General features: G+C 56.5%; 16 protein-coding genes and 3 pseudogenes. 8 read left to right on the top strand and 11 right to left on the bottom strand.

Annotation, left to right across the window (positions count from 1 at the left end; genetic code table 11):
• Positions 1 to 225: 225 nt before the first annotated feature.
• Entirely contained in the window at positions 226 to 2,463 is a 2,238-nt protein-coding gene (locus tag J5289_RS18635) for a PAS domain S-box protein (RefSeq protein ID WP_247749320.1), read from the top strand.
• 132 nt (positions 2,464 to 2,595) lie between these two features.
• Here J5289_RS18635 and J5289_RS18640 read toward each other — a convergent pair.
• From J5289_RS18640 to J5289_RS18650, 3 genes are all read right to left on the bottom strand, one after another.
• A protein-coding gene (locus tag J5289_RS18640; RefSeq protein ID WP_219276589.1) for an IS630 family transposase occupies positions 2,596 to 3,542 on the bottom strand; the annotation gives its coding sequence in 2 pieces (ribosomal slippage) (positions 2,596 to 3,203 and positions 3,203 to 3,542; 948 coding nt in all).
• 87 nt (positions 3,543 to 3,629) lie between these two features.
• Positions 3,630 to 4,760: a putative zinc-binding metallopeptidase gene (locus tag J5289_RS18645; RefSeq protein WP_209208016.1), complete on the bottom strand. Its 1,131-nt coding sequence runs from the start codon at positions 4,758 to 4,760 to the stop codon at positions 3,630 to 3,632.
• Positions 4,736 to 4,960, bottom strand: coding sequence for a hypothetical protein (locus J5289_RS18650; protein WP_209186938.1), 225 nt, complete (start codon positions 4,958 to 4,960; stop codon positions 4,736 to 4,738). Before J5289_RS18650 ends, J5289_RS18645 begins: the two co-directional genes overlap by 25 nt.
• Before the next feature lie 66 nt (positions 4,961 to 5,026).
• Between J5289_RS18650 and J5289_RS18655 the strand changes: the two genes are divergently transcribed.
• Positions 5,027 to 7,015 carry an AI-2E family transporter gene (locus J5289_RS18655; RefSeq protein ID WP_209208017.1) on the top strand — a complete coding sequence of 663 codons (1,989 nt, stop codon included), beginning with the start codon at positions 5,027 to 5,029 and terminating at the stop codon, positions 7,013 to 7,015.
• A 101-nt stretch (positions 7,016 to 7,116) separates the two neighbouring features.
• On the opposite strand, the gene J5289_RS18660 is transcribed toward J5289_RS18655, so the two are convergent.
• Positions 7,117 to 7,491, bottom strand: coding sequence for a diguanylate cyclase domain-containing protein (locus J5289_RS18660; RefSeq protein WP_307877438.1), 375 nt, complete (start codon positions 7,489 to 7,491; stop codon positions 7,117 to 7,119).
• 538 nt (positions 7,492 to 8,029) lie between these two features.
• On the opposite strand from J5289_RS18660, the gene J5289_RS18665 reads away from it, so the two are divergent.
• From J5289_RS18665 to J5289_RS18680, 4 genes and pseudogenes are all read left to right on the top strand, one after another.
• The gene (locus tag J5289_RS18665) at positions 8,030 to 9,139 is read left to right on the top strand and encodes a PAS domain-containing protein (RefSeq protein ID WP_209208018.1); all 1,110 of its coding nucleotides are present in this window, start codon (positions 8,030 to 8,032) and stop codon (positions 9,137 to 9,139) included.
• Positions 9,140 to 9,152: 13 nt separating this feature from the next.
• Positions 9,153 to 9,560 (top strand): response regulator, encoded by a 408-nt coding sequence (locus J5289_RS18670; RefSeq protein WP_209188300.1) that lies wholly within the window; start codon positions 9,153 to 9,155, stop codon positions 9,558 to 9,560.
• 185 nt (positions 9,561 to 9,745) lie between these two features.
• Positions 9,746 to 11,566: a PAS domain-containing protein gene (locus J5289_RS18675; protein ID WP_209208019.1), complete on the top strand. Its 1,821-nt coding sequence runs from the start codon at positions 9,746 to 9,748 to the stop codon at positions 11,564 to 11,566.
• 403 nt (positions 11,567 to 11,969) lie between these two features.
• A pseudogene (locus tag J5289_RS18680) lies at positions 11,970 to 12,586 on the top strand (hypothetical protein).
• 769 nt (positions 12,587 to 13,355) lie between these two features.
• Here J5289_RS18680 and J5289_RS29305 read toward each other — a convergent pair.
• The 3 genes and pseudogenes from J5289_RS29305 to J5289_RS18695 all read right to left on the bottom strand — a co-directional run bounded on the left by J5289_RS29305 (position 13,356) and on the right by J5289_RS18695 (position 15,702).
• Positions 13,356 to 13,796 (bottom strand): hypothetical protein, encoded by a 441-nt coding sequence (locus tag J5289_RS29305; RefSeq protein WP_247749503.1) that lies wholly within the window; start codon positions 13,794 to 13,796, stop codon positions 13,356 to 13,358.
• Positions 13,797 to 13,811: 15 nt separating this feature from the next.
• Positions 13,812 to 14,324, bottom strand: a pseudogene (locus J5289_RS18690) (IS630 family transposase); the annotation flags it as partial.
• Positions 14,325 to 14,580: 256 nt separating this feature from the next.
• On the bottom strand, positions 14,581 to 15,702 hold the full coding sequence (locus tag J5289_RS18695) for an IS110 family transposase (RefSeq protein WP_209208105.1): 1,122 nt from the start codon (positions 15,700 to 15,702) through the stop codon (positions 14,581 to 14,583).
• 210 nt (positions 15,703 to 15,912) lie between these two features.
• Between J5289_RS18695 and J5289_RS18700 the strand changes: the two genes are divergently transcribed.
• The gene (locus tag J5289_RS18700) at positions 15,913 to 16,848 is read left to right on the top strand and encodes an IS110 family transposase (RefSeq protein WP_374108601.1); all 936 of its coding nucleotides are present in this window, start codon (positions 15,913 to 15,915) and stop codon (positions 16,846 to 16,848) included.
• A 14-nt stretch (positions 16,849 to 16,862) separates the two neighbouring features.
• On the opposite strand, the gene J5289_RS18705 is transcribed toward J5289_RS18700, so the two are convergent.
• Positions 16,863 to 18,062: an IS256 family transposase gene (locus J5289_RS18705; RefSeq protein WP_209207809.1), complete on the bottom strand. Its 1,200-nt coding sequence runs from the start codon at positions 18,060 to 18,062 to the stop codon at positions 16,863 to 16,865.
• Between the two features lie 172 nt (positions 18,063 to 18,234).
• Between J5289_RS18705 and J5289_RS18710 the strand changes: the two are divergent.
• A pseudogene (locus J5289_RS18710) lies at positions 18,235 to 18,387 on the top strand (IS110 family transposase); the annotation flags it as partial.
• A gap of 209 nt (positions 18,388 to 18,596) precedes the next feature.
• Here J5289_RS18710 and J5289_RS18715 read toward each other — a convergent pair.
• From J5289_RS18715 to J5289_RS29890, 3 genes are all read right to left on the bottom strand, one after another.
• Positions 18,597 to 18,962 carry a winged helix-turn-helix domain-containing protein gene (locus J5289_RS18715; protein ID WP_209188303.1) on the bottom strand — a complete coding sequence of 122 codons (366 nt, stop codon included), beginning with the start codon at positions 18,960 to 18,962 and terminating at the stop codon, positions 18,597 to 18,599.
• 300 nt (positions 18,963 to 19,262) lie between these two features.
• A complete protein-coding gene (locus J5289_RS18720) occupies positions 19,263 to 20,447 on the bottom strand; it encodes a hypothetical protein (protein WP_209208090.1) in 1,185 nt (394 codons plus the stop codon).
• A complete protein-coding gene (locus J5289_RS29890) occupies positions 20,437 to 21,141 on the bottom strand; it encodes a histidine phosphatase family protein (protein WP_209188304.1) in 705 nt (234 codons plus the stop codon). The genes J5289_RS18720 and J5289_RS29890 overlap by 11 nt, the downstream gene beginning before the upstream one ends.
• Position 21,142: the final 1 nt, after the last annotated feature.

A 21,142-nucleotide genomic window follows, 5' to 3' on the forward strand; every position in this document is an offset into this window, starting at 1 on the left:
CGGCAGTTCGTATCTTTCCAAGCGCAAAGCTTTTACTCAACTTGTTAGAGACGAATTAATCTCAAAATGTGTGCGAGCCCATCAAAACTTGCAGACGCGCCCATGATACTGGTCTTGCTCAGTGAGTATGACGGAGGCGTCGACCGGCTTGCCAACGCCTAAGATCCGCTTATGAGTGTATCGGAAAGCTAAGCCATGTTGGTCTTGGTATCCCAGGGGCCACCATTGTCCACAGTCGCAGTCAACGTCGAAGCTACAGAACGAGCTCGTCTCGAGGCGCTTGCACGCTATGGTATAATGGACAGTCCCCGCGAGAAGGACTTCGACGACATTGCTCAGCTTGCGTCCGAAATATGCGGGACGCCGATCGCTGTCGTCAACCTGATCGGGGAAAGCCGACAGTTCTTCAAAGCGGAGGTCGGACTGGGCGTCCGGGAGACGCCGTTCGGCAGTTCTTTCTGCGCCAAGGCCATTCTCGAGGACGAATTCTTGATGGTGCCGGATGCCACGAAGGATCACCGTTTCGACTGCAACCCGCTCGTGACTGGTGATCCGCATCTTCGCTTCTATGCAGGGGCCGTTTTGAAGACCCCCGACAACCTGCCGATTGGGACAGTCTGCGTTCTGGATTATGAGCCTCGTGTTTTGAACGAGATGCAGCAGAGGACTCTACGCGTGTTGGCCAAGCAGGTCATGGCCCAGCTCGATCTACGGCAGGCGTTGCAGTCAGAAGCGAACTCGCGTCGACTGGCCCAAAGCGGCGAAGCGCGATATCGGGCGGTGTTCGAGAGCGCCGTTGACTACGCGATCGTTGTACTCGATCTCGGAGGTTTAGTTACCGACTGGAACGAAGGCGCGAATAGAATTCTCGGTTGGAGCCGAGAGGAAGCTTTTGGCCAACATGTCTCACTATTTTTCACTCCCGAAGATCGGGCTGAACATGTCGCAGACGTCGAGATGAGCAACGCTTTGGCACGCGGTCGAGGGGCGGACGAACGGTGGTATTTACGCAAGGGCGGCGAGCGGTTTTGGGCAAATGGCGAGATGATGCCATTGCAGGCGGCCGATGGCTCGACCGTCGGCTTCATCAAGATCTTGCGTGATCGCACTGCGCAGCGCGTGGCCGAAGATCAGGTAAAGGCGAGCGAAAAGCGCTGGCGGGAACTTTTCGAAAACATGGGAGAAGGGTTCTTTCTCGGCGAATTGATAAGAGATGGCCACGGGAGGGCTGTCGACTACCGCTTCATGGAGATCAACCCGGCTTTCATGGAGCTTTTGGGGCTTTCGGCTACTTGTGTCGGAAAGACTATCCGCGATCTTTCCACGCACATCCCTCAGTGGCTTATCGAGAGGTTCGCGCTCACGGTTGATACCGGGGTGTCTCAGTCGTTTGAGTTTTTTGTTACCGAACTTGACCTTTGGCTGGAGGTGCGAAGCAAAAAAGAGACGGGTGAGAGCTTCTCAGCGCTGTTTTTCGACATCACAGGCCGTAAGGAAGCTGAGGCTCTGCTGGTAGAAAGCGAGGAGCGGCTTAAAGTATCCCTCGGCGCTTCCGGGGGCGTCGGCATCTGGAACTGGATGCTCGAGAGCGAGCTTATCCACGGTGATGCCAATTTTGCAGCCATGTATGGTCTGAACCCGGAAAAAACGGCCTCCGGAGTGACGGTCGAGGAATACCAGAAGTTTGTCAATTCGGATGACCTGCAGCAGCTCAACGAAAAGATACGCGATGTGTTCGAACTCGGAGCCGACTTCGTCAGCGACTATCGAATTGCAGTTCCCGGGAAGGATGTCCGCTGGGTCGAATGTAAGGGCAAGCTCGTGCAGGTCGACGGAAAACCTCCGCGGTTCTCTGGCACGGCCGTCGACATCACTGCAATCAAATATGCCGAGCAGCAGAAGCAGTTGCTGATGGAGGAGATGGCACACCGAGTGAAAAACACGTTCTCAGTCGTGCAAGCCATTGCCTCGCAGAGCCTCCGGCAGGTGGATCCAGCGGCATCCACAAGTTTCTTTCAAAGACTAGCAGCGCTCGGAAACGCTCATAATGTTCTTCTGCAGACCAATTGGGAAGCGACAGATATCCACTATCTTGTCGAACGCATACTTCTTCCGCAGACGGGATCGGAACGATTTGAGCTGAGCGGACCTGACATTACTCTTGGATCGAGGACGGCCCTGTCGCTTTCACTGCTGCTGCACGAGATGGCAACCAATGCGGTCAAGTATGGAGCTTTGTCGGTCGATGGAGGAAAGGTCGAAGTCCATTGGTCGATCGAGACCGATGTCTTCAAGTTGACGTGGCGGGAAGTTGGTGGACCGCCAGCTACACCCCCGGCACGTCGTGGTTTTGGGTCTCGGCTGATCAGCCTAGGAATTAATGGTGCGAGGAACGTGCATTTGGATTTTTGCGTAGCAGGACTCTATGCTGTGTTCACCGCACCTGCCTCGTCTCTGACCTAGCAGTCAGCGGAAATAGCACCAATTTGCCGCCGATCTTCGACCCTGCCTGACCTGCGGCATCCCGAACCTAGACCACGCCCCGCCGGCGGGGATAAGAATTGCTTGCAAGAAATGCGCTAGAGCGTTTCCCTTTCATTCTGGATCATATCCGCAGGAGGTGAAGAAGTTTCGGGCTTCTTGAGGTTCAATGAGGTCGATCAGTTTTCCAATCCTGTCCCAAAGGCCTGCCACAGTGCGTTCTGCCGCCTTGCGCAGGAGTGCTTTCAGCTTTGAGAATGCCTTTTCTATAGGGTTGAAGTCGGGGCTGTAGGGCGGCAAGAACAGCATGCGTGCACCGGCAGTCTCGATCAACGCGCGGGCAGCGGGCCTTTTGTGGCTGGAAAGATTGTCGAGGATGACAACATCGCCAGGCTTCAATGTCGGAACCAGCACCTGTGCGACATAGGCCTCGAACCAGTCTCCGTTTATCGGCCCGTCGATCACGAGCGGCGCAACCATGCCTGTGCTGCGCAAACCCGCCACCAGCGTCGTCGTCTTGCGGTGGCCGTGAGGAAAGCCCATTCGCAGGCGCTCTCCCTTCCTGCAGCGTCCATGGCTGCGAGCCATGTTCGTCGCAGTCCAGGTTTCGTCGATAAAGACGAGCTTGGCGGGATCGAGATCCAATTGGTCGTCGAACCAGCGCTGGCGCTGCTCCAAGACATCGGGCCGGCTCTGCTCTATCGCGTGGCCAGTCTTTTTTTACGCGTCTGGCCGTGCCGGACAAGGAAGCGGTGCAAGGCCGACTTGCTGATCGTGATGCCTTGCTCCGCCAACGCGTCGCGGAGTTCAAACAGGGTTCCGTCCCGATGTTCGGCGAGCCAGGTCATGATCTGTTCCCCATGCGCCTCGGTTTTGCGGGAATTGCGATCCCCGCCAAGCGGGCCAGGCCGCACATCACCCTGCCGCAGTTGCAAATTTCGCCAGCGACTGACGCTTGCGGCACTCACACCGAAACGTTCGGCGGCTTCTCGATGCGTTGCACCAGCAGAAACCCCAGCAACAACACGAACGCGCAGATCGACAGAAAGGAATTTTGACATATCCGCCGACCTCCATCGGCAGATAGCTTGAATCAGACCCGGACCGATTTGCAAAGCCCCAAAGATTCAATTAGTCAGGGAACCGCTCTAAACAGCGGCGGACTGGATATTCGCAGGCTGTCCGAGTGATGCGACCGACTTCCCCAGCGTACCTTCTCGCGCAGCCTCGATTACGCGATTGATAAAATCCAATTTTTCGACGACAGCCGGCGGCATGACGAAGGGGTAGATGTCATTCTGCCCCATTGAGCGCTGGAAAGTGTTTAGCGCCAGGCTGATCGGAATCCACGCGTCGACAAGCTTTTGCGCGCTATCGGCACGATACGGGTCGAAAGAGACCTCGGCATCGAGATCGCGGTGGCGGAAAGGCTCGATTGACAGACCGAACGAGCGTGCAGATTCCAACGTATCGATGATATGGAAGAAGTGTGCCCAGCACTCGGCAAAGTCTTCGGCAGGGTGACAGCTTGCATAGGTCGAGATGAACCGTTGCTGCCAGTCGGCAGGTGCGCCTTCCTCATAGTTCTTCCTAAGCGCGGCATCGTAGTCCTCTCGCTCGTCTCCGAACAGGTGACGTGCTTCTTCGAGCATGTCGCTCTCAAGCAGAAGCTGGTCGAAGAAGAAGTGGCCTATCTCGTGGCGGAAGTGCTCAAGCAGCGTACGGTACGGCTCGCCCATGGACACCCGAACAGTCTCGCGAACCACGTCATCGGCCTCGGCGGCCCGCAGATTGATCAACCCGTCCTCGTGGCCGGTCATCGCGGGAACGAGGTTACCGACCGAGTCGACGGCGTCGTCAAGAAAATCGAAGACCAGGCCGCGCTTTGGATCAGCTTTCCTGTCAGGGCATGGAATGCCGAAACGGAGTATCGAATAGAAAAGATGGCGCTGGGCAGCACCGATCTTATGGAAGCGCTCGAAGCCCTGAGGCGTGTTTGTGTTCGGAATGACGCGGTTGTACCGTGCGGGAATGCCGAGAAAGTTCGTGTCGTCGGCGGCAACCAGCCAGTTACTGCCATCGATTGCCGCGTTCGAGCACAGCCGGAACACTTCGCCGGGCCGGCAGGCTATTGTGTAGGTCCTGTCTCCCGCATTGGTCAGGGTGTGAAGGGTTAGCGTGTCGGCTGCAAAGCCGACGGGCGCATTGTTAGCCCCGACGCTGAAGTGGTTGTCAAAATACAGAGGCAAGCCGCTCACATCACATTGGTAAAGCCGCATGAATACCCTCGCTCGTTGGAAATCGCTCGTAAACGCACGAGACTGCAAAAAGTATGCGCGGCAAAATCGGAGATCTGAAAAATTTCAAGAGCGCCCGATACGACGATGGCGGAGGCCACTCTTTTCGACTGCCAGGAGCCGTGGTTCGCCCTCAAACGATTTGCTTCGATCTGCCTTTCAGACGGTTCCTCGGTCGGCATCGGCTGCTCAGAATAAATTTTGCTCTATGCCTCGATAAGTCTCCGCCTTGACGCATTTAAGCGTCGATGCCGGATCGTCGGCGACAAGACTTCGAGCAGGAGGCGGCATTGGGCGACACGGATATTAAAACCAGCGGAGCAACGGCGATTGCGACTGCATCAGGTTCCCTGACAGCCCCGACGCTTTCGGGTAGGACGATCCTTACTCTCATCGGCGTTGCGGCTATACTTTACGTTGGGCAGGAGGTGTTCGTTCCGCTGGCGCTCGCCCTTCTGCTGACTTTTACGCTCGCTCCAATTGTCAGCTTCCTGCGCAAGCGATACGTGCCAAGGATTGCTGCAGTCCTTCTAGCGGTCGCGACGGCTTTTCTCGTCATCGCAGCCTTCGGTTTCATAGTCGCCGGACAGGTTGCCAACCTCGCCGACAACATTCCGACCTATCAGCGCAACATCGTCGGCAAGGTCCACGCCCTCAGCCAGGCGGGGTCGAGCAACGGCGTCGTTGAACATCTCAGCAAGGTCGTTGAGCGCATAGGCTCGGAAATGAAGGACACCGCCGAAGAGAGCAAGGAAGACGCCCCACCTTCCACCAGCCGCCGCGACCCGATGCCGGTGGAGATTGTCACGCGCTCCAATCCGGTCGCAACCCTGGGCAACTTCATCCTGCCGCTGATTAGCCCGTTTGCGACGGCAGGCCTTGTCATCGTCCTCGTGATTTTCATGTTGTTGGAACGGGAGGAGCTTCGTGACAGATTCATTCGTCTCGTCGGACTGGGAGATCTGCATCGGACGACGGCGGCCCTTCAGGATGCAGGCAAGCGTGTCGGCAAATACCTGTTGATGCAATTGGTTGTGAACACGCTTTACGCGCTTCCCATTGCGATCGGGCTTTGGTTGCTCGGCATACCGAACGCCATCCTCTGGGGGCTGCTGACGCTCGTTCTGCGTTTCGTTCCCTACATCGGACCCGTTATCGGCATGACCCTACCGCTTTTCCTGGCGCTCGCAATTGCCCCGGGATGGTCGCTGGTCGCCTGGGTCGCCGCGCTGTTCATCGTCACGGAACTGATAAGCAACAATGTTGTCGAACCATGGCTCTATGGAAGCCATACGGGTCTGTCGCCGCTCGCCATTATCGTATCTGCCATTTTCTGGTCATGGCTCTGGGGGCCCGTCGGCCTTATGCTGTCGACCCCACTGACAGTCTGCCTTGTCGTTCTCGGCCGGTATGTTCCACAATTCAGCTTCCTCGATGTTCTCCTTGGAAACGAGCCCGTCCTCCAACCGCAGGAGAAGCTCTACCAAAGACTGCTTGCCGGCGACCCGAACGAGGCAACGGACAACGCCGAAGATTTCCTCGAGAACGAGTATCTGATCGACTACTACGAGAAGGTTGGGCTTCCTGCACTTCGGCTTGGCGAATTGGATCGGCAAAGGGGGGTAATGACAGAAGCGCAGGTCACATTGTTTGCTTCGACGACGCAGACGCTGATTGGCAATCTGGCTGACATTGCCATCGAAGAGGGAGGCGAAGACGGGCTGGCTGAAAACGAACCAGCCACGCCGGAACGAAGCCTTGGAGGACCACATCTGCCGCTTGGCGACGGCAAGTCCGTGCTCTGCATCGGTGGCAGGGGCCCGATCGACGACGCAGCCGCGTCGATGATATCGCAGGTCCTGGCCATTCAGGGCGCGACCGTGTCTCAGGCGGAGCATTCGGCTATTAGTGGCAGAACCGTCAACCTCCTGCGTCTCGCAGATGTCAATACCGTCCTCATCGCGTTCCTCAATTCTGGCTCCAAGGCCCATGCCAGACAGGCCGTGCGTCGCCTGAAACGACAGAAGCCGTCGCTGCGGGTGGGGATCGTCATGACCGGCATCGAAGGCCAGCTGGAAAGTCCGGTCGCAGCGGCTGAAATCGACGCTGATTTCGTGGTCACAGGCATATCGGATGCGATCCGTGGCGCGCTCAGCGACACCGAAACAGTTACAGCAAGTGCCATGAAGCGCATTAGAAGACCTCGCGAACCGAAGCTCTCGACGATAGTGGCTTAGTGGTAGCGCTTCCATTGATACGCCATCGGCGAGGGGCCGGACGTCGAGTTGGGCCAACGAGTGCAGTGCCTAAAAGACGAACGTCGATACTATCGCCATCGTCAGGAAAAAATCGCGATACCAATACTGGCGGACACGAGCAACTCGCCGCCGAGCATGGTCAGGGGTGTGCAAAGGCAAACAAGCAGGCGTTCCGCGACCTCTTCGGCCTTGGACCGGTCATTAATGCTGTCAATGAAAATAGCGAACGTGTCTCCACCGAGACGTGCCAGCATATCGCTTTCCATAAGCCCTGCCTGCAACCGAGAAGAAGGCTGTGCTAGCTTAGTTGATTTCGACCAAAACATTGCAGGTCTGGAGTTGGCGCACACTATCCCGGAGCGAAACGTGGCATTCCTGTGGACCGGCGGGCGTGAACGATCCATTCTGGGTCTCTGGTCCATCCAGAGCTCTCCCTTACGAATGAAGCTGCACATTGCTTTTCGGACGACGATCGATGAAGTCACCGAGGCTCCTGCCTACTTGCGCTCAAAGGGCACTGTTCCTCGAAATGGCGCAGGAGACCAAATCCAGGAGCCCACCGTGTTTCCCTGGATGCCAGCCTCCAGCGTTTACTTCAATGATCCTGACGGACACTCATTCGAATATATTACAATTTTGCGGGGACAAGCTACGGCAAACATACTCGGTATAATTACATTCTCGAAATGGCACCGGCTATACGATGTCGAAGAATAATGCATGCTCCGGCGAACATAGGATATGAACGAAATAGGGGGAACATCTGCTCACAAATGCCTCGATCCGTTGTTTTCGTTGGAAAAGGCGCTCTTCGAGTAAGGAGCAATGGTTCCATTCCTATCAAGGCGCGGGACATGGCGTTGACGGGCTAGCTTCGTCGTCTAAACCTGAAACACGAGGGGCGCGCCATCCGCTTCTGAAGAACCCGGCCGGCAACCAGGAACATTTGGGTGGCGTATGCGTTGTCAGCTGATTGATAAAGTAGGGATCCCAATGAACGATACAATCTCGGCGAAAAGGGGCGCACAAAGCGCCGGGGACAAGCTCCTCGCCGAGCACCCATCCGAGGACCCCTTCGCGGCGGCGTTCAAAGCCACTCGCATGCCTATGATCATCACCGATCCCCGCCAGAACGACAATCCGATCATCTTCTCCAACAAGGCTTTCAGCGATCTGACGGGCTACGAAGCGGACGAACTTGTCGGAAGGAACTGTCGCTTTCTTCAGGGCCCAGAGACCGATCCAGCGGCAGTCCAGATGATAAGGGACGCTATCAAGGAGCAGCGTTCAATAGCCATCGATGTCGTCAATCATCGGAAAGACGGATCAACCTTCTGGAACGCGCTGTTCATCAGCCCGGTATTTGAGGAACACGGCGAGGCAATCTACTACTTTGCCTCCCAGCTTGATTTCACCGACGACAAGATGAAGCAGATGCAGTCTGCATCGGCGCGCAGGGAGGCCGAAGCTGCAGTTGCGGCTCGCACCAGCGAACTCACTCAGGCGCTCAACGCGAAGACAACATTGGTTCACGAAGTGGACCACAGGGTTAAGAACAACTTGTTGACCATCTCGTCGATTGTGAAGCTTCAGGCCAGGAAGACCAAGGACGAAACCGTCCGCCATACCCTTCTGTCTGTGCTCAACCGCGTAGAGGCCCTCAGCACGGTTCAGCGCAAACTCTTCACCTCCAATGATGTCGGACGCTTCGACGTCGCCGACTTCGCCCGCGATATGGTGGTCGATCTTGTGGGATCGCTCCGACGTGACGACATCAGGATCACGATGGACCTATCGCCCGTCTTGGTACCTGCCGCTAAGGCCTCTCCGCTGGCGCTGATCGTCAACGAACTCGTCGGCGATGCGGTTAGGCGCGGGTTGCGGGACGGCGGCGGGGAAATCCACCTGACGGTCAATCGTCCAAACGGCCATTTCCTCATAGCGGTGACCGACACGGCCGATCCGGTTGCAGTCAACGAGGAAGACGACGAATTCGGGCGACTTATGCTGGAAACCTGCTGCCGTCAGGTCGAGGCTGCGATCGAACGAGAGGTGAAGGGTCGGCAGACAACGGTCAGCGTCACCTTGATGGTGGACAACTGACATGGAGCATAGTTTGAAAATCATGATCGTCGAAGATGAGGCCTTACTGGCACTCGAACTCGAAGAGGAAGTCGAAGCGGCGGGCCATTTGGTCATCGGCCAGGCTATGAACAGGACAAAGGCACTCGCCATCCTCGAAGACCAGAAGCCCGAGTTCGCCTTCGTAGACGTGCATCTCACGGACGGACCCACGGGGCTGGACGTTGGAAAGCATCTCGCGGAGTGCGGCATTCCGTACGTGTTCGTTACGGGCAACCTGAAGCGCATTCCCGAAGACTTTGTCGGGGCGCTCGGTGTTATCGAGAAGCCCTACACCATGAACGGCCTCCAGAATGCTCTTGACTACATCGCACGCCACCTGCGCGGCGACGTCGGATTGGCCGCTCCGCCAAGCCTGATTGTTGCTCCGTCGGTGGCCTGACACTGGCCGCTTCCGACCGGAAAAGACGAGTTTGCAGCACCGCTCGTTTATTGCGTTAGCGGCTTGGCAATCTTACGTGAAAAAACATATACCGCCGTTGCCCGGCTACCCCCGCACTCCATGATGAAACGGTTGCCGATGTCCCTGAAAACCATTGTTCCTGAGTCCAACCGATTGGCGACGAAATGACAGGGGTATCCCAGCGCACTTCGCTCGTGATCGACGGGTCGGAAACACTGGACGTAGCGCTCGTGGCGGAAATACTCTCCGCATGTGACGACTGCATCAAGGTTATCGATCTCGACGGCAACATCACATTCATGAGCGCCGGCGGCATGAGGGTGATGGAGGTCGACGATTTCGAAACCGTCCGAAACTGTCCTTGGCCGGATTTTTGGAAGGACGAAGGCAACAAGGCGGCTCTGGACGCTCTGGCTTCCGCACGGGCTGGCAAAAGTCAGGGTTTCATCGGCACGGCGGACACCGTCAAGGGCAATCCAAGATGGTGGGAGGTCAAGGTATCCCCGATCTTGGGAGAAGACGGAAAGCCGGACCGCATCCTGTCCATATCTCGCGACATCACCGGCACGAAGAAAGCGGAAGAAGCCGCCCTTCGATCACAACGGCGTATGAAAGACACGCTCAAGGCCGGAAGTCTCGGTTACTGGGAACTCGATCTCAAGACCATGGTCCTCGACACCTCTGACGTGTGCCGCGAAAACTTCGGCCGCGACGGGGGCCATCCGTTCAGTTACGACGATCTCCTGAGCGCCATCCATCCAGATGACCTGCCGACGATGCTGTCGGCTGTTAACAAAACGATGGAGAACGGCGCTGACTATGATGTCCAGTACCGCGTCGTCCGTCCCGACGATACCATCTCGTGGGTGCTTGCGCGCGGTCAGCTTGTTCGCGACGAGCACGGACAGGCAGTGGCGATGTGTGGGGTATCCCTGGATATCACGGAACTCAAGGCGATGCAGGACAGGCTTGCGAGAAGCGAGGAGCGCCTCCAACTCGCTCTCGGTGCCTCAACGATGGTAGGCATCTGGGACTGGGACCTGAAAACGGACCTGATTTACGCCGACCCGAATTTCGCCGAAATTTATACGGTCGAACCAGAGCGGGCGGTAGCTGGAGCACCACTCCAGGAATACACCCGGAACTTCCACCCCGACGACATGCCGGAGTTCGAAGCCGAACTTGCAAGGGTGTTTTGCGGTCAACCGACCTTCGAGGCCGAATACAGGATTGTTCAGCCAGACGGCGGTGTTCGCTGGGTCCATGCTCGTGGACGTTTGATCAGGAACGGTGCGGGAGCACCCATTCGGTTCTCGGGTGCGGCGGTCGAGATCACCGATCGGAAGCGGGCCGAAGAGACACAGAAGTTGCTGATGCACGAACTGGCGCATCGCGTCAAAAACACCCTTGCCGTGGTGCAGGCGATCACGACGCAGTCTTTGCGCCACGCGTCGTCGGTCGAAGATGCGGGTCAGAAGCTCCATGCCCGCCTGGCAGCGCTCGCCAAGGCGCACGATGTCCTGACGCAGGACGACTGGCGAGGCGCAGCGCTCAACGATGTCGTTGCCAACACCGTATGCAACATCGGCATGCAAGACAGCGACCGCATACGGGTTCGTGGAAAGAGGGTCGTACTTGGACCACAAGCCGCAATGTCGTTCGGCCTCGTGCTGCACGAGTTGATGACCAACGCCGTGAAATACGGAGCCCTGTCGAATGACCACGGGTACGTAGACATCGAATGGTCGGTCGCCCTTGAAGACAACGGGGAAGCATTTCACCTAAAATGGTCGGAGACAGGCGGTCCAGTGGTGGCGGTTCCGGAACACAAGGGTTTCGGCTCGAGACTGATCAAGTCGAGCCTTGGTTCGATGGGATCGGTCGATGTCCTCTACCATCCCGCAGGCCTGGAACTGCGGATGAGCGCGTCGATGGCCCAGATCGAAGCCGCGTCCGACCGCCATGGAACGTCGATGTTGCGGTGACGGATGCCGCGGATGTAAGGGCGATAGAGGCGAAGGCGGACGGCTACCCAGCTACCTGACGGCAGATACTTCGTTGTCCGAGGTTGCCTCTGGCGAAAGAGCAACTCGGGCCTATCGGCGGAGGACCGGGCGCGATTTGTCGGCGACCTCATGTCAGCGCGCAGGGCAGTCCGCACGTCAAGTACCAAAATGATGCCACTGTAGAAGCGCGGAGCCGAGTAAACGATGCAAAATCAGCTTTCAGCGAGCGAGGTGAGGTCTGGTGGGATGACGGAGCGTTGGACTACAACAGGCGTCTCGCGAAGAATATGCCGTATGCGGACTGTTTCGAGGCCCTCTATCCTCGCGCCAGCCGATGCCGACCCCCGTTTACTTAAACAGATGCTGAACCCATTTGCAATCCATGCCAAAAAGGCCGGAGAACGACGTCGAACTCTTGAGAACGTGGGCCATTCCATCAAGGGCAACGTTCGTTTGTCCGTCCGCTCGCGCGGTATATTCCCGGACATGCGGGCGTGGCTCCCGGTGTCGTCGAAGAAGTTGATGGTTCTCGAAGCGGGGGAGCGCGTTTTCTCGATGCCCCCAGATGCAAAGTCCGAATTCAAGGCCGCAGTCGGCATTGTCTCATCGGCGATGAAGGACATCGAAACCCTCCCCATGATCTCCCGCGAGATTCAGGACAATCAGGCCCGCCGAGAGGCACCGCTGGCAAGCGGACGGGCGCCTACCCAGCGCGGGAACAAGGACTGTGAGACTGGCGGGCCGTGCGCGCCAGATTGCCTTCCATGTCTTTGACGCCAAGGTCGTCGAAGAACTCTTGGACAGCGGCGCGGTCGACGAATGGAGAGAGGACGCCATCGCTACGGCGGCGAGAACCGCCGTCGGGCGGAGTTCAAGGCGAAGTTGATGCGCTCTTTGTAAAAGCAGTCCGAAAATTCGTCGGCGAGCACGAAATCGGAGGACGTCTCCGTATCTCTCTACGACTGGGCCGAGTTCGACCTCGACGGGCTGCTGCGGTAGCGCTGCTTACCACAGGGTTGGCGTATCGGACGCCTTCCTTCGGGACCATAGTTCGCTCGTGCGATCCAACACGATCAATTCGGCGGGAACACCCGCTTCTGGAATGCGAGTGCCTCTTCGAAGCTACCTTGAAGCCATTGTTCGTATTAGAGCTGCTGGAGAAGGACTTACATTCGGTTGTGGACAGGCTTGATCGCCTCGTTCGCGTCGGTCATCACGCCGCTGTATACAGGCCCCACTCATCGCTGACGCGCCAGAGGCCCGCCCATGTGAATATCGGATCGTCGCGGTGCGAGAACCACGTCCTCGTCATCTTGCCTTTCTCGCCTTCGGCCTCGGCGAAAAGGGTTACAGGGATCAGGCGACGCCACTGCGGTTTGCGAGCAAGCCTATTGGAGAGAGGGCCGCCGATTTGATCCGGGCGGCATATGTTTAACTGCTCAAGGCCAACCCGCCGCTCTTTCGGTCTAATTCTGTATCGATGAACTCGGCGCCTTGATCAACGGATCGCCAGGTTCACATTATTGGACTGCAGCAATAGCTCGCAATCACTTCTCATTCTTTGCTTTCCTATCCATCATAGAGAACACTATGATGGATACTAAGCGTGATGAGCTCAGTGGAGATTTGCAGGTCGTAAGTTCTTATCCGTTCAAGGCGACAGATCCCACGAGCTGTTCGACCCGGAGACACAGGTGACAACCTCGTGCTGCGGAACCGGGTGTCGATGGTTTGCTAAATTCTCTGTTGCAGATCAACATATCCCAGATCATGTTGCATGAAGCTGACGAGCCAGATGCCGACTTCCTTCGACGGTTGAGATGTTTATCTTCTTGCGATGCATGCAGATACGGCCGCAGTTGGTCACCAGGATATCGCGATCATGGAAGGGATATTTGATGTCCAGCAAGCCGCTATATGCTCTTGTCGATACCTTGTAGATGTCGGCAAGGGCTTTCATGTCGAGCGCTTCTGTGGTCGCTGGTTGTTGAATTCGTGAATGAAAGCATCGAGCGCGCCTGCGGCTGAAGGATGCTTTCTGCCTGGCGGTCACGGTTCTTTCTTTCTGAGGGTAAGATGCATGCCCTGGTGCCGACCGTTTTGCTGCTGCCGGCCGAATTTGATGCATCCGCTTACTCTGTAGAAAAAGGAAAGGATGGGTCACAACCTCTATTGTGGCCGGTGAAGTCGTAACTTCGATGTCGCTCATACCAACTGTCATTGATCAGAACCCTTGCGCCCAATGGCGTCGGCCAATTGACATGATCTTCCATGGACGTTGCTGGAGCGTTCTCCAAGCGTAACAGCAGTGATCGACGATATCCTCGTAGGACTTGAAGACGCGGTTTGAGAGCCAGTTGTCCCTCATGAATTGCCAAATGTTTTCAACGGGGTTCAATTCAGGTGATTTGGGCGGCAGTGGCAGGATGGTGATGTTTCCTGGGACGACGAGATTGTTGGACATATGCCATCCGGCTTGGTCCATGATGAGCACGGCGTGTGCGTTATCGGCGACATTGCGGGATATCTCGATGAGGTGCTGGTTCATGGCATGGGTGTCGCACCACGGCATGACGAGAGCGGCAGCCTTGCCCTGTTTGGGACAGATGGCACCGAAGATATAGGCCGATCGGGTTCGCTGGTCGTGCGGTGCGGACCGCCTTGTTCCCCGCTTGGCCCAGCGGCGGGTGATCTTGTTCTTCTGGCCTATCCGGGCTTCATCCTTACATGAGAGTTCGCGCGTCAACCGTTATCTTGCCATGTTTTTCCACCCTCCAATTCCAGACAATCATTGCGAGTTTGGGGCGGCGCTGTGCGGCAGCCTTGGCTGCGTAACCTTACATGCGGTCGGGTTCAACGTGGAACCTGTAACCATAATGCCTCATGCACGAGGCAAGCCCCATTGAGCACGACCAACCTGAAACGCGGTTTTTTAGACCAGTGAGGAAGACGGTCGTGCTCCTCGCACAGCCAGCAAATGCTGGCTGTGATTTCTATGCTGCTCGGAGAACGGCTCCGGCCGGGATTTCGCCGCTCTCAGTATAGCGCCAGAGCGCGATCAGAAGCTTGCGTGCCATCGCGACGATCGCGATGCGGCGGGCTCGCCCTTTCAAATTGCCGACCCTCTGGTGGAACCACGAACTGAGGTCACTTTTCGGCTGATACCGCAGCCAAAGCCAAGCTGCCTGGACCAATGTCTTTCGCGCTCGAGCATTGCCTGCTCGACCGATGCGCCGGTCTCTATCGACATTGCCACTTTGATGCGGCATGGGCGCAAGGCCGACGTAACTCGCCAACTGTTTTCTATTTCCAAAATGGCGATAGAAGACCTCGCGTGTCAGCACCGCTGCGAAGTTGTCACCAATGCCATAAATCTCGCTTAGAGCGGTCACCTTCGTGGTGATCGCATCGCCTGACGTAGCCGTCAGGTGTTCATCGCGCTCGTTGTCAAGCTCGCTGATCAGCTCACGGACAAGGACCAGGCGGCGACGTAATCGGTTCAACTCCGAAGTAAGATGTTGTGGCAGCTTGCGTCCGTCGCCGGTCTCAAGAAGCGCCATGTCTCGCTCCCAGCTGCGCAGTGATGGCCGTGCGCGGATACCCTGGGTGAAAAGGAGAGCTGATATGCGATTTTCGATCCGAGTTCGCTCCTGCACGAGATAATCTCGCTCTCGATGCACCCGTTTGCCATCCTCCTCATCAGGGGTTGGTACGCGCACCATGCTGCATATCTGGCTATCTCCTGCGATGTAGGCGGCGAGAACACGCAACATTCCTTCGGCATCCAGACGATCGGTCTTTGCTCGTTTCGCCCTTCGATTTACCAGAATGCTCGTTGGCTCCACCACATACGTCGGAATATCTTGCGCCATCAGTAGACGATGAAGCCAAAATCCATCACGTCCCGCCTCGAAGCAAACCGCAATGGGCGACAGGGTACCTTGCTCCTGTCCGCTTGCCCGCAGCCCATTCAATAACCGCAGTAGCGTCGCGGTATCGCCAGCACTGACGCGGTGCATCTGGCTGCTCCGGGCACCCGCCTCGCGAGTGCCAACAAGCCACAGGGAGTTACTGAGTTCGAGAGCAACGAGGATAGTATCACTGGTAAATGACATGATCGGCTCCTTAGTTTGTGGACGCCGCATTATGACCTGGAGGTCAGCTGGTGTCCGCCCTCATAGCATCTGAAACCAGATTTCGATCACTTTGCCCTTGGCGGGACCGGCGGCGATTTCTGCCACAGCGGCGGTGAAGTTATGGAATGGCTCGCCCCTCCCTCCCACATCGTGCATTTTGCATGAAGAGACTTAACAAGGAGCAGAGCAATGCAGATAGCTGTGTTAGGAATTGATCTTGGAAAGAATAGCTGCAGTGTGGTTGGACTTGACGAGCGTGGCCAAGTCGTACTTCGGCGACGGTTGCGTCGAGAGGGTGTCATCAAACTCGGCTCAACTCTGCCGACGTGCATAATGGCGATGGAAGCGTGCTGTGGCGCCCACCATGTTGGTCGGCAACTTCAGTCTCAAGGTCATGATGTTCGTCTGATGTCACCCGAATATGTGCGTCCTTACATAAAGGCTCAAAAGAATGATGACCGCGACGCAGAGGGAATAGCGGAAGCGGCTACGCGTCCGACGATGCGTTTCGTGGAAATCAAGGACGAAAACCAGTTGGATATGCAGACCCTCCACCGTGCGCGTGACCGTCTCGTCGCGGAACGGACTGCTTTGATCAACCAACTGCGAGCGATCCTCTTGGAGCGCGGCCTTACCGTTCCGCAAGGTCGTCGTAAGCTCGAGATCTGGCTTGACATGAAAACTGATGAAGGAAAGCCCACCCTCAGTCGCCGGACAATAACCCTCATAGCGGATATGCGTGCACAGTGGAGTGAGATGGACCGCCGCATCGCAGCATTTGACGATGAATTCAAAGCCCATGCCCGGTCTGATCAGCCATGCCGGCTTCTAGCCACTATCCCCGGCATTGGACCTCTGAACGCAACTGCGTTGGTTGCGTCAGTTGGGGATGCGCAAACCTTTGGACGCGGCAGAGACCTGGCGGCTTGGCTAGGCCTTGTGCCACGACAGATAACAACCGGGGGGAAACCGAAATTGCTTGGTATCACCAAACGAGGAAATGGATATCTAAGAAAGATGATCATCCACGGCGCGCGCGCAGCTCTTCCAATGCTTTCCAAATCTGCGAGATCGTGCCCCTGGACGTGGTGTAGGTCGCGGCTGATTGCCGTGCTTTCCGACTGAGGTCGGAGGGGATATCAGCGAGCCACTGCTGGCAAACTGATTTGGGGATCATCGCTCATTTGGGCCATGGTCTCAAGGGTCATGTACCGGGCGCGCTGCACGGCCCATTCATCGTTCTGTTCGAGCAGCAGCGCCCCGACAAGACGGACGATTGCCTCGTCGTTGGGAAAGATACCGACCACATCAGTGCGGCGCTTGATTTCGCCGTTGAGACGCTCGATCGGATTGGTCGAGTGTAGCTTTGCCCGGTGCTCTCTCGGGAAGGTCATGTAGGCCAGAACATCGTCTTCGGCATCGTCCATGATGGTGGCAAGTTTTGGCACTTTCGGCCTGATCTGGTCGGCGACACTACGCCATTGAGCGCTGGCCGCCTCCGGTGTTTCCTGGGCAAAGGCCGTTGCGATGAAGGCGGAGACGACCCGCCGACCGCTCTTTCCGGCATGCGCCAAGACGTTCCGCATAAAGTGAACCCGGCACCTCTGCCAGGTGGCATTGAGAACCTTGGTCACGGCCGCTTTGAGACCTTCATGGGCATCGGAGATGACAAGCTTGACGCCGCGCAATCCTCGGCGTTTCAACTTGCGCAGAAATTCCGTCCAGATCGGTTCGGCTTCTGACGTGCCAACCTCCATACCCAGGACCTCGCGCCGGCCATCACTGTTGACGCCGACGGCGATGATGACAGCGACAGAGACAACCCGTCCGCCGCGTCGGACTTTGAGGTAGGTCGCATCGACCCATAGATATGGCCAGTCGCCTTCGATCGGTCTGTCGAGGAACGCTTTCACCTTAACGTCGATTTCTTCGCAGAGACGGCTCACCTGGCTTTTGGATATGCCACTCATCCCCATGGCCTTGACCAGGTCGTCAACTGAACGGGTCGAGATGCCCTGGATATAAGCTTCCTGGATGACCGCCGTCAGAGCCTTCTCTGCCATGCGGCGGGGTTCGAGGAAGCTCGGAAAGTAGCTGCCCTTGCGCAGCTTCGGAATGCGAAGCTCCACGGTCCCAGCTCGGGTTTCCCAATCACGGTCACGGTAGCCGTTGCGCTGAGCAAGCCGCAACGGGTTCTTGTCGCCGAAATCGGCACCTGTGGCTGAGCCGACCTCCAGCTCCATGAGCCGCTCGGCGGCAAAACCGATCATCTCACGCAATAAATCTGCATCCGCGCTCTTCTCAACAAGCGAGCGCACGTCCATCATGTCTTTGGTCATCGGTGATCTTTCCGTCAGGTTGGTCTTCAACAACCCGACCCTAACGGAAAACACTGGTGGCCGCCCGCAAAGCCGATCACCCGCTACAGCGCTATGGAAGCGCGCGGGCACTCGCCTTTGCTACCCTCCACAACCTACACCACCCGGCGGGACACGATCATCTGCGACGCCTCTTGGCGACTGGTTACGGGGTCTACTTGGTCGCGCTCACAAGAACAAAGTGATCGTTGCACTCGCAGCAAAGTTAGCGCGTATCGTGTGGGCTGTGTTGCAAAGCGGCCGTCCCTACAAAGAAAACGGCTTGGGTTCGATAATCCAAGCATAACCAAATAATCAGCAACGATCGCCGCTGGCGGACGCTGCTGAAGATATCTGCATGTGGTTGTGAAAGATGGCCTGACTGTCGAACGGCATTTCGAAATCCTGGTTAAAAAAATGGCGCAAGCCGCCGAGGAAGTTATGAGGATCGAAATGCGCGGAGCTCCATCTTGGCCAGGGTTTTCCCTGAGACCGGATACGTTGGCGCAGACTTGTTCAAACATCGATCATAAAGCGCTTGCAGACGGGGCGAGCCATACGTTTTTTAAATGCCTCGGCCGCCTCCGGATCCTGCGCATGATGTCTTGGGCGAGCCGAGAGCTTGCGATAGCCCATTGCCCGCACTTCGCGACCCAAGGTCTCCTCGCTCACCGAAATGCGGAACTCTTCCCAAATCCATTGGGCCAGATCACATAGACGCCACCGAACGACGCCATCCAGATAGGGTGTAGGTCCGCGCTCGATGGCTGTCGCCAAGGCCGATCGCTGTTCGTCGTTCAGGAGAGAGGGCTTTCCCGGAGCTTTGCCGTTGATCAGTCCGTCGGGACCGCGAGCATTGAAGCGCACCACCCAGTCGCGCACGATCTGACTGTCACGCTGCCGAGCCGAGCGGCATCGGCGCGTGAACCGCCGTCATAGATCGATGCGAGCGAAAGAAGCCGCCGCGCCTGATCGGCATCGCGTGTCTGACGAGCCAGCCGCCGCAACCTGACCCCGTCGAAATCCGACCGCAACGAAAGCGCTGAACCCATCGCAAACCTCCAGTTTGCACCACAGATTCAGATTCGCCCGCCGTCGGGAACCCCCAAGAGAGTCAGCCTTACCGACGACTGGTATCAGTCGCCAAGTCGCCCAAAGCCCTTCATCTGCGGTGTTGCTCTACTATCGGCCGAAGGTTGCTGCTTTGTTTTTTGGTATAATTGCTATACCAACAATGCATACTAATAGGAGAAAAGCACAAAATAGAACACTCGCGGTTTCAAGGTCACTGGCGGCTATAATCAGACCCACACCGAAACTAGCGCAGACGGTACCAGAATAGCAGATTAGAAAGAAGGACGAGATTGACTTACTAGCTTGATCTGCCGAACTCCGGTGTGCAACAGCTTGAGTCGCGCCTTGCAGTCCCAAACCTTGGCCAACGCCGCAGATGCCAGCGGAGAGCAAGAAAACGGGGAGGTGAGCCCACGTGATCGCAATTGCCAAGCCGACAACTCCCAGCGCTATGAAAACAACACCAACAAAAATTGTTGATGCGTCCGACCGGCGCAAGTGAAGACCGCCTGCAATAGCAGACATGGCAAAGCCGATTGAGACGGCGAAACCCTGAATTGCGGAGTTTGACTCTAACATCACACTGCTTGCGAGAACAGAACCAAGTGCCGCCAGAAGGCCGCCAGAAGCGAATGATGCAAATCCCACTATTACAGCAGCGATAGTTAGTCGGTCTTCAAAAAAAATTCGCCAACGATACTTGAGAGAAGCATTCAGTTTTGACGCGATTTGATCGCCTCTGCTTAGGTTAAGCCGCATAAATGGCGTTACCAGGACTGTCATTCCGATTTGGAGCCACCAAATCAAGCTATCTCCGGAAGGCACATACGCAAGCATCAAACCACTCCAAAGAGGACCGGCAGTTAATCCAATAGCATTAGCAGACGTGGTAATCCTCCCCGCAATTTTTGAACTTCCAGAAAAATCGATACGGCCGAGCACCACCGGGATCACTACTGTAAACACGCCAAGCACCAGACCGTGTATTAAATGGCCCATGTAAATCTCGAAAACGCTCCCAGCCCGTAAGAATACGAGATCTCCAAGGACAGATAAGAGGCAAGAGAAAACTAGAATATAGCGAAAGAACGTTAGCTTCGGTGCAAGCAGCAGGGCGAGCACCACTCCCAAGATATAGGTCGCAAAGAACATGCTGATTGTCATCGATCCAATGGCGAATCTAGCTTCGTAGAGCGGGTAAAACGGAGCCGGGATGCCGCTTGGCATGTGGAGAAGTGCTAGGCTGAATCCCAACAAAAGGACTGGAGCCGAAATTGGGCGTTCAATCTGCATTTGTTTTTCCTTCTGGGGAGAGACGATCGGGGTCGGACCGCCATGCGGTTGGCAAATGATCTACATTTGGCGGAACGAAACGACAGAGCCTTCCGTCAACCATCTCAATGTAAGTGACGGATGAAACGAAGTAGCCCGGAAGGTCTCGAAACCGGTGTAGATTACTGTTTGTCAGCACAGCTGATAATAGGCGGGCCGGCGATTTGTGGGTGACGATTGCGCAGTCCGGATCCGAATTTAACGCGAGGCAGAGTGCGTTAAATGCTCGGCTAAGCAGTACCAGCCCGGCCTCACCATTTGGTGGACCAAATAAGAAAGGACTTTCTTTCCACCTTTCGTATGCAACAGTGTTTTGTACCTCCGCAGGACGGCAACCCTCCCAATCGCCAAACTCCAGTTCCCGAAGCCCGTCGTGTGCTGTTGGAGTTGGCAATGCGAGCTTCCTGGCAACCGTTCCCGCAGTAGTGACCGCCCGACGCTGCGGGCTACAAAAAATGCGTTTTGCATGTGCCATTAATGGGCTCTCGGCCACAGCCTCCGCCATTTTATGTCCTAGAGGCGTGAGATTAACTTCGGTTTTTCCAGAAAATCGACCCTCAAGATTCGCTCTGGTTTGGCCGTGACGCACGATCGCAAGCCTGAATGTCACAGGCAAAGGGCAATAGCTAATTCCAGTCGAGCCTCTCTCACGCATT

This window comes from Rhizobium sp. B230/85 (assembly GCF_019355735.1).
Classification (GTDB): Bacteria; Pseudomonadota; Alphaproteobacteria; order Rhizobiales; family Rhizobiaceae; genus Rhizobium; species Rhizobium rhododendri.